Origin of the sequence: Edwardsiella anguillarum ET080813, from assembly GCF_000264765.2 — a bacterium.
Taxonomy (GTDB): domain Bacteria; phylum Pseudomonadota; class Gammaproteobacteria; order Enterobacterales; family Enterobacteriaceae; genus Edwardsiella; species Edwardsiella anguillarum.
Window position 1 is genome coordinate 2,490,126 of record NZ_CP006664.1, and the last position, 15,364, is coordinate 2,505,489.

The 15,364-nt window shown below is 62.0% G+C and carries 13 protein-coding genes; 2 read left to right on the plus strand and 11 right to left on the minus strand.

Annotated features, from left to right (window positions below):
- Positions 1-113 precede the first annotated feature (113 nt).
- From panD to thpR, 9 genes are all read right to left on the minus strand, one after another.
- The gene (panD, locus tag ETEE_RS11180; RefSeq protein WP_034163180.1) at positions 114-494 is read right to left on the minus strand and encodes an aspartate 1-decarboxylase; all 381 of its coding nucleotides are present in this window, start codon (positions 492-494) and stop codon (positions 114-116) included.
- Between the two features lie 133 nt (positions 495-627).
- On the minus strand, positions 628-1,488 hold the full coding sequence (panC, locus tag ETEE_RS11185) for a pantoate--beta-alanine ligase (protein WP_034163181.1): 861 nt from the start codon (positions 1,486-1,488) through the stop codon (positions 628-630).
- Between the two features lie 59 nt (positions 1,489-1,547).
- Positions 1,548-2,342 (minus strand): 3-methyl-2-oxobutanoate hydroxymethyltransferase, encoded by a 795-nt coding sequence (gene panB / locus ETEE_RS11190; protein ID WP_034163182.1) that lies wholly within the window; start codon positions 2,340-2,342, stop codon positions 1,548-1,550.
- Between the two features lie 183 nt (positions 2,343-2,525).
- On the minus strand, positions 2,526-3,029 hold the full coding sequence (gene folK, locus ETEE_RS11195; RefSeq protein ID WP_034163183.1) for a 2-amino-4-hydroxy-6-hydroxymethyldihydropteridine diphosphokinase: 504 nt from the start codon (positions 3,027-3,029) through the stop codon (positions 2,526-2,528).
- Positions 3,026-4,429 carry a polynucleotide adenylyltransferase PcnB gene (pcnB, locus tag ETEE_RS11200; RefSeq protein WP_211369049.1) on the minus strand — a complete coding sequence of 468 codons (1,404 nt, stop codon included), beginning with the start codon at positions 4,427-4,429 and terminating at the stop codon, positions 3,026-3,028. The genes folK and pcnB overlap by 4 nt, the downstream gene beginning before the upstream one ends.
- Before the next feature lie 118 nt (positions 4,430-4,547).
- On the minus strand, positions 4,548-5,474 hold the full coding sequence (gene gluQRS / locus ETEE_RS11205; RefSeq protein ID WP_034163184.1) for a tRNA glutamyl-Q(34) synthetase GluQRS: 927 nt from the start codon (positions 5,472-5,474) through the stop codon (positions 4,548-4,550).
- 128 nt (positions 5,475-5,602) lie between these two features.
- Entirely contained in the window at positions 5,603-6,058 is a 456-nt protein-coding gene (gene dksA, locus ETEE_RS11210; protein WP_012847562.1) for an RNA polymerase-binding protein DksA, read from the minus strand.
- Between the two features lie 195 nt (positions 6,059-6,253).
- Positions 6,254-6,958, minus strand: a complete 705-nt coding sequence (gene sfsA, locus ETEE_RS11215; RefSeq protein WP_034163185.1) for a DNA/RNA nuclease SfsA — start codon at positions 6,956-6,958, stop codon at positions 6,254-6,256.
- Between the two features lie 17 nt (positions 6,959-6,975).
- Positions 6,976-7,506, minus strand: coding sequence for an RNA 2',3'-cyclic phosphodiesterase (gene thpR, locus ETEE_RS11220; protein ID WP_034163186.1), 531 nt, complete (start codon positions 7,504-7,506; stop codon positions 6,976-6,978).
- 70 nt (positions 7,507-7,576) lie between these two features.
- Here thpR and hrpB point away from each other — a divergent pair, with 70 nt between their 5' ends.
- Together hrpB and mrcB are read left to right on the plus strand one after the other, a co-directional pair.
- Positions 7,577-10,060 (plus strand): ATP-dependent helicase HrpB, encoded by a 2,484-nt coding sequence (gene hrpB / locus ETEE_RS11225; RefSeq protein WP_225865135.1) that lies wholly within the window; start codon positions 7,577-7,579, stop codon positions 10,058-10,060.
- A gap of 86 nt (positions 10,061-10,146) precedes the next feature.
- Complete coding sequence (gene mrcB / locus ETEE_RS11230; protein WP_034163188.1) at positions 10,147-12,648, plus strand: bifunctional glycosyl transferase/transpeptidase; 2,502 nt, start codon at positions 10,147-10,149, stop codon at positions 12,646-12,648.
- A gap of 67 nt (positions 12,649-12,715) precedes the next feature.
- On the opposite strand, the gene ETEE_RS11235 is transcribed toward mrcB, so the two are convergent.
- Together ETEE_RS11235 and ETEE_RS11240 are read right to left on the minus strand one after the other, a co-directional pair.
- Positions 12,716-13,843, minus strand: coding sequence for a porin (locus ETEE_RS11235; RefSeq protein ID WP_034163189.1), 1,128 nt, complete (start codon positions 13,841-13,843; stop codon positions 12,716-12,718).
- A 603-nt stretch (positions 13,844-14,446) separates the two neighbouring features.
- Positions 14,447-15,226 carry a DUF2076 domain-containing protein gene (locus tag ETEE_RS11240; RefSeq protein ID WP_034163190.1) on the minus strand — a complete coding sequence of 260 codons (780 nt, stop codon included), beginning with the start codon at positions 15,224-15,226 and terminating at the stop codon, positions 14,447-14,449.
- Positions 15,227-15,364 lie beyond the last annotated feature (138 nt).

The following is a 15,364-nucleotide window of genomic DNA, read 5'->3' on the forward strand; positions in this document are numbered from 1 at the left end:
CGTAGGGCCGCGGGACGGTGCGCTTGCTGGGAAGCGGCCCGTTAATTATGGGCGAGAGTGGTGGGAAAAGCGAAAAACGAACCGCTGCGGACGCGCGCCGCAGCGGAGCGAGATCAGGCGACCTGTACCGGAACGGATTTGGCCAGACGCTTCATGTGGTTGGCGCCTTCGAAGTAGGCCACCTTGGGGTGGTGCGTGCGGGCCTGCTCATCGGGCATCTGAACATAGCTGCAGATGATCAGCGTGTCGCCGACGCAGGCGCAGCGGGCGGCGGCGCCGTTGACTGAGATAATTTTAGAGCCGGGCTCGGCGGCGATGGCGTAGGTGGAGAAGCGCTGGCCGTTGTCGACGTTATAAATATCGATAGCCTCATATTGCAGGATACCGGCCGCGTCCAGGAAATCCTGATCGATTGCGCAGGAGCCTTCGTAATTCAGGTCGGACTGGGTGACTTTCACGCGGTGCAGCTTACCCTGCAGCATTGTACGTACCATAGTGTAATACCTGTAATCATCGTAATGGAGCCGATGTACGGCCCGGTAAAATAGTATGACGTCAACCACCATGTGACTGCGGAGGTTGACGTCATGGTTGCGCATTTCGCCGCCGCTGTCTAGCCGCCAGGCGCTAGGCGTCGGCGTTAAAGGCAATGCGCACGTTGTCGATGAGTCGGGCCTGTCCAAGCCAGGCCGCCATCAGCACGATCGCCGTACGGGTATCGACGTTGACGTCGCCCAGCGTGTCGGCGTCGCGGATAAACAGCTCATCGGGGCGGAAGCCGGCCTGGCGCAGACGACCGGCGGTCTGCTCCAGCAGGGCCTCCAGATCGCGCTCGCCGTTCTCCAACTGACTGGCCAGCTGCATCATGATGTTGTACAGACGGGGCGCCAGGCGGCGCTCATCGCTATCGAGATAGCCATTGCGCGAGCTGAGCGCCAGCCCATCCTCGCCGCGGACGATGGGGACGCCGACGATCTCAATGCCATAGCCCATGTCCGCGACCAGCTTGCGGATCAGTTGCAGCTGTTGATAATCCTTTTCACCAAAGCAGGCCAGATCCGGCTGCACCAGATTAAACAGCTTGCTGACGATGGTGGCGACGCCACGGAAGTGACCCGGACGGCTGGCCCCCTCAAGAATGGTCGAGAGCGCGGGAACGTCGACGTAGGTCTGCTGCGATACGCCCTGGGGATAGATCTCCTCGGCGGCCGGGGCAAAGACCAGATCGACCCCGTGACGGTTCAGCTTTTCGCAGTCCTCCTGTAGGGTGCGCGGGTAGCGCGCCAGATCGTCCGGGCGATCGAACTGCATCGGGTTGACGAACACCGATACGATCACCACGTCGGCCCGGGCGCGGGCCTCGTTGACCAGGGTCATATGCCCCTCATGCAGGTTGCCCATGGTCGGAACCAGCGCAATACGTTTCCCTTCCTGGCGCCAGCGGCGTACTTCGCGGCGCAGCAGAGGGACAGTCTCAATAATCAGCACAGCTCGTTCTCCAACAGAAAAGTCGGGCGGCCCGCCTGGGCCGCCGTCCAGAATTCGGATCAGTTAAAGGTATGCTCGTCGGCGGGGAACAGCCCCTGCTCGACGTCACTGATATAGCGGCGCACCGCCGCGCGGATATCGCCTTCGACCGCGAGGAAATTTTTTACAAAGCTCGGCATGCGCCCGCAGCTGATCCCCAGCGCATCGTGCATGACCAGGATCTGGCCGTCGGTATCTCTGCCGGCGCCGATGCCGATCACCGGAATACGCAGCGCCTCTGTGATCTTCTTGGCAACCAGGGCTGGCACACACTCCAGCACCAGCATCTGGGCACCGGCGCCCTCTAGCGCCAGCGCGTCGGAGAGCAGCTGATCCGCTGCATCCTGATCGCGCCCCTGCACCCGGTAGCCGCCGAGGATATTGACGGACTGCGGCATTAGCCCCAGATGTCCGCACACCGGCACCGCGCGCTCTGTCAGCATACGCACGCTGTCGCACAGCCAGGCGCCGCCCTCCATCTTGACCAGATTCGCCCCGGCGCGCATCAGCTCGGCGGCATGGCGACAGGCCAGCTCCGGTGTGGCATAGGACATAAACGGCATATCGGCCATCAGCAGACACGCCGGCGCGCCGGCGCGCACCGCGCGGGTATGGTAGGCGATATCCGCTACGGTTACCGGTAGCGTGGTCTCGTGGCCCTGCAGGGTCATCCCCAGCGAGTCTCCGACCAGCATAACGTCGATCCCCTGCTCGGCAAACAGCCGGGCGAAGCTGGCATCATATGCGGTGATCGTGGCGAACTTGTGCTTCTCCTGCTTACGTTTACGCAGGTGTGATAGCGTGGTTGGCGTCATCACTGTCTCCGATTGTCGACCGGCCGCGGGCCGGACTGGTAAGGTTGGGCGGTGCACTGCGGGCACCACTGTGGCGTATTCTACTGCAAGAAAATCGTTTGCGGTGGAGGAAGATCAAGCAAATGCGTTGCGTGCAGCGCGCGCTGCGGCGAGAAAGGCGGCCCGCGGCGCGGGCCGTCTGGATCAGGCTGGCGGGTCCTGCGCGGGCAGGGCGATCAGGGTGTCCGCATCGTGCAGGCGGGCGATGACATCGCGTAGCGCCTCACCGTCGGGAAAGCGCAGATCGGGGGCGATCTCCGCCAGCGGCACCAGCATAAAGCTGCGGTTTTTCATGTCGTAGTGGGGCACCGTCAGGCGCGGGCTATGGATAACCTGCTCACCAAACAGCATGATATCCACATCCAGCGTACGCGGCCCCCAGCGCTCGGCCTTGCGCTCCCGCCCCTGCAGACGCTCAATGCGCTGCGTGCAGTCCAGCAGGGCCTCAGGCGATAGCGCTGTCTCCAGCGCGACGGCGGCGTTGACGTAGTCAGGCTGATCCTGTGGCCCGAGGGGGCGGGTGCGGTACAGGGAGGATGCGGCCAGCAGACGGCACTGCGGCAGCGCCGCCAGCGCATGAATGGCCTGCCGCACCTGACGGTGCGGTTCGGCTAAGTTGCTGCCCAGCGCGAGGTAGACCGGAGTCATGCACCGCTGCCTTCGCGGCGCGGCGTTCTGCGGCGCGGTCTGCGACGGCGGCGGGCGGCGTTACCGTCGCCATCGTCGTCCAGGGTGTTGACCATAGCCTTTTGCTGGGAGACGCTGGCGGTCTGGAAGGAGCCCCACCAGTCCGCCAGACGCTGCAGCTCGGCGCTGTGTTCGGCCTCGGCGCGCAGCGCCAGCAGATCGTAAGCGGCGCGGAACTTAGGCTGCTCCAGCAGTTTGTGGGCGCGCTTACCCTGGCGGCGCGACAGGCGCAGCTGCAGCGTCCAGATATCGCGGATCAGGGCGGTGATGCGCTTGGGAATCGCCAGAGAGCGGCACTGCTCATCCAGGATATCGTTCATCGCCAGGGCGAACGCATCGTGATAGGTCAGCCCCCCCTCTTGGGTAAGCTTTTGCGCCAGCTCGATCAGCGGATACCACAGCATAGCGGCAAACAGAAACGCTGGGTTGACCCGCATATCGTTCTGAATTCGGTGATCGGTGTTCTTCAGCACCTGCGCCAGAATCTTCTCCATCGGGCTATCGCCGTTGGGGGTAAAGTGGCGGCAGATCACCGGGAACAGCGGTTGGAACAGATGGTATTCGCGCAGCTTCTGATAGGTTTCATAGCCATAGCCCGCCTGCAGCAGCTTCAGCGCCTCTTCAAACAGGCGTGCGGCGGGGATATCGCGCAGCAGCGATGCCAGATGGGCGATGGGCGCCGCCGTCTCCGGGCTGATGGACATCTGCAGCTTGGCGGCGAAACGCACCGCCCGCAGCATGCGCACCGGATCCTCCCGGTAGCGAGTCTCGGGATCGCCGATCAGGCGAATTTGCCCGGCGCGCAGATCGTTCAGGCCGCCGGTATAGTCACGGACGCTGAAGTCGGCCACGCTGTAATAGAGGCTGTTAATGGTAAAGTCACGCCGCTGGGCGTCTTCTTCAATATTGCCGTAGACGTTGTCGCGCAGCAGCATGCCATTTTTGCCCTGCTGGGCAATATTCTTGCCTTCATCGGCATGCTCGTGGTGGCCGCGGAAGGTCGCAACCTCAATGATCTCCGGTCCGAACATGACGTGCGCCAGACGAAAACGGCGCCCGACCAGGCGGCAGTTGCGGAACAGCTTACGCACCTGCTCCGGCGTGGCGTTGGTGGTCACGTCGAAATCTTTCGGGCGTTTGCCCAGCAGCAGATCGCGGACGCCGCCGCCGACCAGATAGGCTTCATAGCCTGATTTATTCAGACGGTACAGAACCTTCAGCGCATTTTCGCTGATTTGCTGGCGCGAGATTGTATGCTGATCACGCGGGACTACGCTCAGATGGGCGGACTCCTGCTCCGGTACGCTGTCCGTCTCGCGATTTAGCACTCTACGGCAAAAGTTGGCGACTCGGGTAAAAATGGTACACCTCGATAGTGTCTGGTAAATAGCTCCGTCATCGCTCAGGCGATCGCGCCAACGTGGGCGCGCTGAGGCCGATGGGGCATGGTGTGCAGAAAAATAAGCGGCTAATCATAGCTCACGCAGGGGAATTTGAGAATGGTGCAGACGGAATCGTTGTCGGCTGAGTGACCTGAAGCGGCACTTTTTCCAGTCGCCAGTGGGCTACCGCCTGGGTTAACAGCGCCTCCGTGCTCAGATCGCGCAGCGCCGCGTCGGGCGTCTGCCCCAGAAACGTCAGCGCCTGTAGCAGCAGCGGGCGCGGATCGCCGAGCGGTATCGGCTGGGCATGATTCTGCTTGGAGAGCTTGTTGCCGTCGTCGTTGAGCGCCAGCGGCAGGTGTAGATAGGCCGGCGCCTGCCACCCCAGCTGGCGATACAGCGCTATCTGACGCACCGTCGGCGCGATCAGATCGGCGCCGCGGACGATTTCATTGACCCCCTGGAAGTGATCGTCCGCCACCACCGCCAGATTATAGGCAAACAGGCCATCTCTACGGTGGATGATAAAATCCTCGCGCGCCAGCGCCGCATCGGCGTCGAGCCAGCCGTGCAGGCGATCGTGAAAGCCGTATACCGGTTGGATCTGGCGCAGGCGCAGCGCCGCACCGGACGCCCCTTGCCCCAGATCGCGGCAGTGCCCGTCATACAATCCTCCTAGCGCGTGAATGCGTTGGCGGGTACAGGTGCAGTAGTAGGCCAGCCCCTGGCGGTGCAGCTGATCCAGGATGGCGCGATAGGCCTCATGGCGCTGCGACTGGTATAGCACCGGGCCATCCCAGCGTAGGCCATAGTGATCCAGGGCGCGCAGGATACGGTCGGCGGCGCCGGGGACTTCGCGCGGCGGATCGATATCTTCAATCCGGACCAGCCAGCGGCCGCCGCAGGCGCGCGCGCGCAGATAGCTGCCGAGGGCGGCAATCAGGGAACCAAAGTGCAGATCGCCGGAGGGGGAGGGCGCAAAGCGGCCGACGTACTCCGGGGGAGTGGGCAGGGAATATGACATGATTAACAGCGACGTTTACGCCGGAAACGCTCCGGATCGTGGGTGCGCACGCCGCCCGCCGGTGTCCGCTGGCCGGCAGCGTACCAAGGAAACGGGGCCCGGAGATGCGGGCCCCCCCCGTTAGGGCTTTAGCCTGCCATCTGCTTTTCGCGGATTTCGGCCAGGGTCTTACAATCGATGCACAGATCGGCGGTCGGGCGGGCTTCCAGACGGCGGATACCGATCTCAACGCCGCAGGATTCGCAGAAACCGAAGTCATCATCTTCGATTTTCTGCAGCGTTTTCTCGATTTTTTTGATCAGCTTGCGCTCGCGATCGCGGTTACGCAGCTCCAGGCTGAACTCTTCTTCCTGGGTCGCGCGGTCGGCGGGATCCGGGAAGTTGGCAGCCTCTTCCTGCATATGGGATACGGTACGATCCACTTCATCCCTGAGCTGGTTACGCCATGCCTCAAGAATTCGCTTAAAGTGCGCCAGCTGGGCGTCGTTCATGTACTCCTCGCCCGGCTTTTCTTGATATGGCTCCACCCCAGCAATGGCGAGAATGCTCAAGGACGACGGTTTACGGTTTTGCCCTTCTTGCATGCTGCTTCTCCTAATAACACGCATTAGCGATCCCCAAATGGGGGAAAAAATCAGGCCGCTATAAATAACAGATGCGGTAGAGGTTGGCAATTATTCCTGTCTACGGCTTGACAAGGGTGTGAAGGGCGGCGTATTTAGCCGTGTTTCATCCTTTCCCACCGCATATTGCCGACGATTTACCGCCGCGCGGCGCGCCTAAACCGTCACCGGCAGCGGCTGCGTGAGCCGGATGCCGGCGGGGCCTACCTGCGCGCCGTAGCAGAGAATCTCCACCCCGAGATCGCTCGCCTGGGCCAATAGTTGCGCATAGCGGGGATCGATGTGGCGGGCCGCCCGCACATGCGTAATCCCGCTGTGCAGCACGGCGAAAAACAGCACCGCCCGCACACCGCTTTGCACCTGATGCTGCAGCTCGCGCAGATGCTTTTGCCCCCGCTCGGTGACCGCATCGGGGAAGTATCCGCACGCCGCCTGCAGCAGCGTGACTGACTTCACCTCAATATAGCAGTCGGGGCGATCTTCTGCCTGTAATAACAAGTCGATGCGGCTATTTTCTGCCCCATAGCGCACTTCGCTGCGTATTTTAGTGTAACCGGATACTTCGCCGATCCGCTGCTGTGCAATCGCCTCATGCACCAGCGCGTTGGCGCGCAGGGTATTGACGCAGATCCAGTCTCCGGCCTGGGTATGGGTGAGCTCCCAGCTTGACGGATATTTGCGCTTAGGGTTGTCCGAGGTGGAGTACCACACCGTATCGCCCGGCGTGGCGCAGCCGGTCATCGCGCCGGTATTGGCGCAGTGCAGGGTGATGATCTGGCCGTCGGGACGGCGTACGTCGGCCAGAAAACGTTTATAGCGCTTGATCAGGATGGCGCTCTGTAGGGGAGGGGTGAACTGCATGGTGGGGCTCCTGTGGGTTAGTCATCGCGCCGCAGGGGCCAGCTGGCCAGCGGTTGATAGCGGGTGCGTCCCTGAGCCTGCTGCGAGCTGAACAGGGAAAAATGGGTGACGTCGAACGTCCAACGAAAGGTCGCCGCGGGGATCGCGATCGCCTGATAGGCGTGGCGCAGCAGCGTAACATGGGGATGAAAGGGGTGCGGGCTCTGGTAGCAGCCGCTGCGCGCCGCCTGTGAGCGGAGCAGATCTGCCAGCTGGATCAGCCCGCGCGGCGCCCGTCGCATACCCAGCCAGACCACGCCGGGGCGTGGCCACTGGCCGGCGTCATCTAGCGTCAGGCTAAAGGGCGCCTGATGGATACGCCCGGCTAGCGTCTGCAGACGCTGCTGCTGTGCGCTGCCGACGTCGCCAAGAAAAGCCAGCGTCAGATGCAGGTTGGTGGCGGCGATCGGTCGTCCCGCCTGGGAAGAGAAGTGCTCGGCTCGCCACTGGATCAGCGTTTGCTGCAGCGGCGGCGGTAGCGGAATGGCAAAAAAAAGGCGTTGCTGCATGGTGGTTTCCCGTTAAGCGCATCGCCCGATGCTACAATGCGCGGCAGAAATTGTTAATACGCTGGGGCGAATGGCATCGGCGCCGTTTACCCCGTCGCGAAAGAGAGTGGAGTCTACAGTGTCCTTATTACCCGTTGCCGCGGTGCTGCCCGATCTGCTTGCCGCCCTGCAGTCTGCCTCCCGGGTGCTGCTTAACGCCCCGACTGGGGCGGGAAAATCCACCTGGCTGCCGCTGCAGCTGCTGCAGTCTCCCTGCCTGAATGGGCGTATCGTGATGCTGGAGCCGCGGCGTTTGGCTGCGCGGACGGTGGCCAACCGGCTGGCGCAGCAGTTGGGCGAGCCGCTGGGCGAGACGGTTGGCTACCGGATGCGCGGAGAGCATCGGGTCGGTAAAAATACCCGTCTGGAGGTCGTGACGGAGGGGGTTTTGACCCGCATGCTGCAGCGCGATCCGATGCTGGAAGGGGTGGCGCTGGTGATCCTCGATGAGTTTCATGAGCGTAGCCTGCAGGCGGATCTGGCGCTGGCGCTGCTTTTGGATGTACAGGCCGGGCTGCGCGACGATCTGCGGCTGCTGATTATGTCGGCGACCCTCGACGATGCCCGCCTGGGGACGCTGTTGCCGGATGCGCCGACCATCGTCTCTGCGGGGCGCAGCTATCCGGTGGCGCGTCACTATCATCCCGTTTCCCCCCATGAACGCATTGAGCAGGCGGCGGCCGCCGCGGTGCTGAGCCTGATGAACCGGGAGAGCGGCTCGCTGCTGCTGTTTTTACCCGGGGTGGGCGAGATCCGCCGCTGCGCGGCGCTGCTGGAGGAGTGCGTCGCCGAGGATACCGACATCTGTCCCTTATACGGGGCGCTGTCGCTGGCCGAGCAGCAGCAGGCCATCGCGCCTGCGCCGGCGGGGCGGCGCAAAGTGGTGCTGGCGACCAATATTGCGGAAACCAGCCTCACTATCGATGGCATTCGTCTGGTGGTCGACAGCGCGCTGGAGCGCGTCAGCCAGTTTGACGTGCGCAGCGGGTTGACGCGGCTGGTGACCCAGCGGGCGAGCCAGGCGTCGATGACCCAGCGCGCCGGGCGCGCCGGGCGTCTGAGCGAGGGGATTTGCTGGCATCTGGTATCGGCTGAGCAGGCCGAGCGGGCCAGCGACTATGCCCAGGCCGAAATCCTGCGCAGCGATCTGAGCGCGCTGTGGCTGGATTTGCTCAGTTGGGGCTGTCGGGATGCGCAGCAGCTGACGTGGCTTGACGCGCCGCCGGCCGCGGCGCTGGGCGCGGCACAGCGCCTGTTGCAGCAGCTGGATGCGCTGGATCCGCAGGGGGGACTGAGTGCGCTGGGGCGGGAGATGGCCCGCACGGGCAGCGATCCGCGCCTGGCGGCGATGCTGTGCGCCGCCCGCGACGCCGGCGATGCCGCGTTGGCCTGTGCCGCCCTGCTGGCGGCGATTGTCGAGGAGCCGCCGCGTCAGGGGAGCGCCGATATGCGCCAGGCGCTCTACCATCCTCAGTCACACTGGCGTCAGCGGGCGGCGCAGCTGGTTAAGCGTGTGGGAGGGCGGCGGGCGGAGGCCGATCTGGCGCAGGCGCCGCTGTGGCTGGCGCATGCCTATCCCGACCGGATCGCCGCCGCGCGCGGGCAGGATGGGCGCTATCTTCTGGCCAACGGACTGGGTGCGGCGCTGGAGGCGGACGATGCGTTGGGGCGGATGGCGGGGCTGATCGCCGCCTCGCTGCTGCAGGGGGCCTCCGGCGGCGAGCCGCGGATTCTGCTGGCGCTGCCCTGCGATCTGGCATCGCTGGCGGCCCAGCTGCCGCACCTGGTCAGCGAAGGCACCGGCGTTGAGTGGGATGAGGCCAAAGGAACCCTGCGCGCCTGGCGCCGCGTCCAGTTGGGGCGCCTGGTGCTGCGTGCGCAGCCGCTGGCCCGTCCCGATGAGGCGACGCTGGCGCAGGCGCTGTTGGAATGGGTGCGTACGCAGGGAGTGGCCGCGCTGGGGTGGGACGAGGCGGCGACGCAGCTGCGCCTGCGTTTGATCTGTGCCCAGCGCTGGCTGCCCGAGCATGCCTGGCCGGCGGTGGATGATGAGAGCTTGCTGGCATCGCTGGAGCAGTGGCTGCTGCCCGCGCTGTACGGCGTCCGCGATCTGCGGGGGCTGCGTCAGATCGATCTGGCCGGGGCGCTGCTGCGACTGCTCGACTGGAACACGCGTCAGCGGCTGGATAGTGAGCTGCCGACTCATTACACTGTGCCGACCGGATCGCGTCTAGCGATTCGCTATTTTAGCGATAAGCCGCCGACGCTGGCGGTGCGTCTGCAGGAGATGTTCGGTGAGCGGGAGAGTCCGCGTATCGCGCAGGGGCGCGTCGCGCTGGTGCTGGAGCTGTTGTCTCCGGCGCAGCGGCCGCTGCAGATCACCCGCGATCTGGCGGGATTCTGGCAGGGCGCCTATCGTGAAGTACAGAAAGAGATGAAGGGGCGCTATCCCAAGCACGTCTGGCCGGACGATCCGGCCAACGCGCAGCCGACCCGGCGCACCAAGCGACATTAATTTTCAGAGCGTTCCCCCTGTTATTTGCGGGGGACACAGGCGCATATTAGGCGGCTTAGGCCGTATTACAGCCGGAGAAACAGGATATGTCTGGGGACGATCGCCAGCCAATCGGGCGTAAAGGTAAAAAACGGGCGGCGCAGCCGCCACGCGGAGAGCCTGCGCGCCGTCGCCGTCGTTACGACGAGGATGACTACGACGAGGATGACTACGACGAGGATGACCAGGCGCGTGGGGAGAGTGATGATGGTGGATATGATGATGACGATGATGAGGGTGATGTGGCGCGCAAACAGGTAAAACGTTCCCGTCGGCGCCGCGTGCTGTGGCTGCTGTTTCGTCTGGCGCTGGTCGCGCTGGTCGTCATTGGCGCCTATGGGGTCTATCTCGATCAGCAGATCCGCAGTCGTATCGACGGTAAGGTCTGGCAGCTGCCGGCCGCCGTGTATGGTCGGATGGTCAGCCTTGAGCCGGGGATGAACTACAGCAAGAAAGAGATGGTCAATCTGCTGGAGGGCATGCAGTACCGCGAGGTGAGTCGTATCACCCGTCCCGGCGAGTTTACCGTCTCGGGCAGCAGTATCGATATGCTGCGCCGCCCCTTTGATTTTCCTGATGGAAAAGAGGGGCAGATCCACGCTCGCCTGGTGTTTGATGCGGATGGCCTGAACGAGATTGTCAATCTGGAGAATAAGCGCCAGTTTGGCTTTTTCCGTCTCGATCCCCGGCTGATCACGATGCTGCAGTCGCCCAACGGCGAGCAGCGTCTGTTTGTGCCGCGCAGCGGCTTCCCGACGCTGCTGGTGGATACCCTGATGGCGACGGAGGATCGCCACTTCTATCAGCACGACGGCATCAGCTTCTACTCCATTGGCCGTGCGCTGCTGGCCAACCTGACGGCCGGGCGTACGGTGCAGGGGGGAAGCACCCTGACTCAGCAGCTGGTGAAAAACCTGTTCCTGAGCAACGAGCGCTCCCTATGGCGCAAGCTTAACGAAGCCTATATGGCGCTGATCCTTGACTACCGCTACAGCAAGGATCGCATTCTGGAGCTGTACCTCAACGAGGTGTACCTGGGACAGAGCGGCAACGATCAGATCCGCGGTTTCCCGCTGGCCAGCCTGTATTACTTTGGCCGTCCGGTAGAAGAGCTGAGCCTGGATCAGCAGGCGCTGCTGGTGGGCATGGTCAAGGGAGCATCGCTGTATAACCCGTGGCGTAATCCCAAGCTGGCGCTGGAGCGGCGCAATGTGGTGCTGCATCTGTTGCTGGAGCAGAAGATCATCGATCAGGATCTGTACAACATGCTCAGCGCCCGCCCGCTCGGGGTACAGCCCAAGGGGGGCGTCATCTCGCCGCAGCCTGCGTTTATGCAGCTGGTGCGCCAGGAGCTGCAGGCTAAGCTGGGCGATAAGGTACAGGACCTCTCTGGGGTGAAAATCTTTACCACCCTCGATCCTGTCTCGCAGGACGCGGCGGAGAAAGCCGTCGAGGCCGGTATTCCGGCGCTGCGCGCGGCGCGCCACTTAGACGATCTGGAGGCGGCCATGGTGGTGGTCGATCGCTTCAGCGGCGAAGTGCGTGCGATGGTGGGCGGTGCGCAGACCCAGTTTGCCGGCTTTAACCGCGCGATGGACGCCCGTCGTCTGATCGGCTCGCTGGCCAAGCCGCCGACCTATCTGACGGCGCTGAGCGAGCCGGCTAGCTATCGCCTAAATACCCCGCTGACGGATCAGCCGGTGTCGATCAAGCTCTCCAACGGCACCTACTGGGAGCCGAAAAACTACGATCGTCAGTACCGTGGACAGGTGATGCTGATGACCGCGCTGGCGCAGTCGCTCAACGTACCGACGGTGAATTTGGGCATGGCGCTGGGGCTGGACAGGATCAGTGCGACCTGGCAACAGCTGGGCGTCCCGAAGAGCGTCATTGATCCAGTTCCTGCCATGCTGCTGGGCGCGATCAACCTGACACCGATGGAGGTGGCCCAGGCCTATCAGACCATCGCCGCCGGTGGTAATCGGGCGACCCTGTCGGCGCTGCGTTCGGTGATCGCCGAGGACGGCACTGTCCTGTATCAGAGCCTGCCCCAGGCGCAGAGCGTGGTGGCCCCGCAGGCGGCCTACCTGACGCTGTATGCCATGCAGCAGGGGGTGGTGAGCGGAACCTCGCGGTCGCTGTCGGGTAAATTTGGCCGCTACCATCTGGCGGCTAAGACCGGTACCACGAACGATCTGCGCGACAGCTGGTTTGCCGGTATCGACGGGAAGGAGGTCGCGATCACCTGGGTTGGGCGCGATAATAACGGCCCCTCCAAGTTGACCGGGGCCAGCGGTGCCCTGACCCTGTACCGCCGTTATCTGGAGAATCAGACGCCGCTGGCGCTGGATCTGGTGCCGCCGCAGGGGATCAGCATGGTAGGGGTCGATGACGCCGGTAATTTCCAGTGCGGCAGCGGGCGTACCCTGCCGGTCTGGACCGACGATCCGCAGTCGCTGTGCAGTGCGCCGCCGCCGGCTGCCGCTGGCCAGGGGCAGAGCAGCGACGGTGTTGCCAGTTGGATCAAGGATATGTTCGGCCGCAACTGAGCCGGATAGCACAAGCGCATAAGAGCACAAGGCCTCCCTCGGGAGGCCTTGTTTATAATGGGCGAGATTAGAAATTATATTGAATGCCGACGCCCAGCTGGTTATCGGTATCAATGTTGTTATAGCTGCTGAACTCGTTATCTTTCAGCAGATTCATCTTATATTCAATGTAGGTCACCATGTTTTTGTTCAGCGCAAACTCGGTGCCGACGCTGATGTAGTTGACCAGGCTGCCAGACGCGTTTTTCTGCGCCGCGTTGTCGCTATTAAGGTTGAGGCCGCGCGACAGCACATAGCCCAGAGAGGGACGCAGGCCGAAGTCGAACTGGTATTGGGCCACCGCCTCGAAGTTCTGGGTCTTCTTCGCGATCAGGTTATTTTTGTTGAAGGGGGTCATATTGCGGGTTTCCGCGTACATGGCTGCCAGGTAGATATTATTGGCATCGTATTTGGCGGCGAAGGTCCAGGCCTCGGCGTGCTCGCCCCTTGCGCTGCCCTGCGTTCCCGATGACTGGGCGGTGGTGCGATCGGAGCTGCTATAGGCCGCTGCTAGAGCGATGCCGAAAGGCAGCTCATAGGTGGCGGCGATCCCGGCGCCGTCGCCGTTGTCACGCCGCGCAGAGGCGTCGCCGCGGTTGCCGGTGCCGCTCTGAATATCGCTATCTTTAATCGTCCCCTCGTTCTTGCCCTGGTACTGCAGGGTGATATTCAGCCCCTCGATCTGGCCGAAGAAGTCGCGGTTGCGGTAGGTGAGCAGGTTATTGGCGCGACCGGTCATGTAGTTATCGGTCTTGGTATAGGAGTCGCCGCCGTAGACCGGGAATACGTTGGTAAAGTCTTCCACACCTTTAAGCACGCCGTTATTACGGCCATAGTCCAGCGAGCCGAACTGGGCGATATTCAGTCCCACGAAGCCCAGACGGGTATAGCTTTCTGGCGCACTTTCGTTGCGGCTGGCTTTCGCCTGGAACTCCCAGCGGGCATAGCCTGTCAGCATCGAGTTAACCTGGGTTTCCCCCTTAAAGCCGATACGCGCATAGCTGTCATCTCCAGCGCCGTCACCGGAGTAGAACTCTCCGGCGAGACGGCCATAGATATCGACCTTATTGCCATTTTTATTATAAACCTCAGCCCCATGCGCTACGCCCGCCGCCACTAATGCCGGAATAACCACTGCAAGGTATTTATATTTCATATCTTATCCTTGATGAGTAATAATTATTTTAAATGGATGGCTAATAATGGTGTTATAACCAAGGGCAGGATAATCGCTTGACACCAAAAATGGCACGATGACTCATTTTAATCTTATTGCATAATGTAATTCATATGTATGTAGCTCATGGGTAATCTATTTATTTTGTTAATTTATATGCAAATGGATTTATTTTATTGATTGTTTTGTGGTGGTGCTGGTGAGAGCGTACATCCCCGGCGGCGGGGATGCCTCTTGGATGATGGGGCTAAAGTGGGGGAGTGATTATTTTTGGGCGAATCTGATTTCAGAGAGGATTGATACTGCGAATGTTTAAATATAAAAATAAACTTTGAATAATTGGATATATATTATTGTGCTTATTGCTTCACTAAAAATCGTGGATATCTTGCTGGTGTTATATTTTATTTTGCTGGGTTATTTCGCAATAAATATTGAATAGTATTTAAATGTAGGGTTTATATTTTATCCGTGTCGATGAATAAAAATCTGGTGAATATACTTAGAGTTACATTTTGTTACATTTGGCGTGCAGGCGCACACCGGGAAGCGGGGAGGGATCTTCCCGGCGTGAGCGATGCGTTAGAAAAAGGAGGAGTCGTCGTCGTCGCCGCCAAAGAAGCCGTCGTCCTGAGGATCGGAAAAGCCGCTATCCTGGCCAAAACCGCCGCTATTATCCTGACGCCAGTCGGCATCGTTCTGGCCGCTGTCCTGAGCATCGGTGTTCTGAGCGTCATTGCCCAGGGTCTCATTGCCCCGATCGACGTCGCTGTTGGTGGCCTCCGGCGCGGGGGTGTCCTCAATGATATTGACGATCTCTTCTGGACGGCTCTGGTGGAACAGTCCGGTCAGCATATTGGCCATCACCATCCCCCCGGCGACGCCGGCCGCGGTCTGCAGCGCACCGCCCAGGAAGCTGCCTGCACGGGAGGGGGCTGCCGTCGGCTGCTGGCCATAGCTGGGCGCCGGCTGACCATAGCCCGGTTGAGCATAGTTGGCAGCGCCAGGGATCGGTTGGCTACCCAGCGGCGTACGGGCAGCTGTCGGCGCAGCGGATGCCGGGGCATCGCCGCTCTGGCTGCCGCCGCCGAACAGGCCGGCGAGGAAGCCACCGCTGCTACGCGGCTGGCTCTGGAGCTGACTGATCTGCTGCTGCAGCTGTTCAACCTGCTGATTGAGTCGCTTGAGCGCGGCCTCCTGGATCAGCATGGCCTGCGCCATGTAATACGGGGCGGCCGGCTGTTTGGTCAGACAGGCCTGGATCAGCCGCTGTGCGTCGGCGTCGCGGGGACCGCTGCCGGCCTCAGCCTGCTGCAGACGGGAAAAAAGACCTTCAATGATACGTTGTTCTTCAGTTTGCATAATCTGCCTCAACACAGCGCCCGCCGCAGCGGGGTCGATAACGTTGGTGACCGGTAAAATGGAAATGGCCCGTACAATCCCGTCCCGTCGGATCCGGGACGGGATTGCAGCGCACCGTGCTCAGGGGCGAACGGCCGC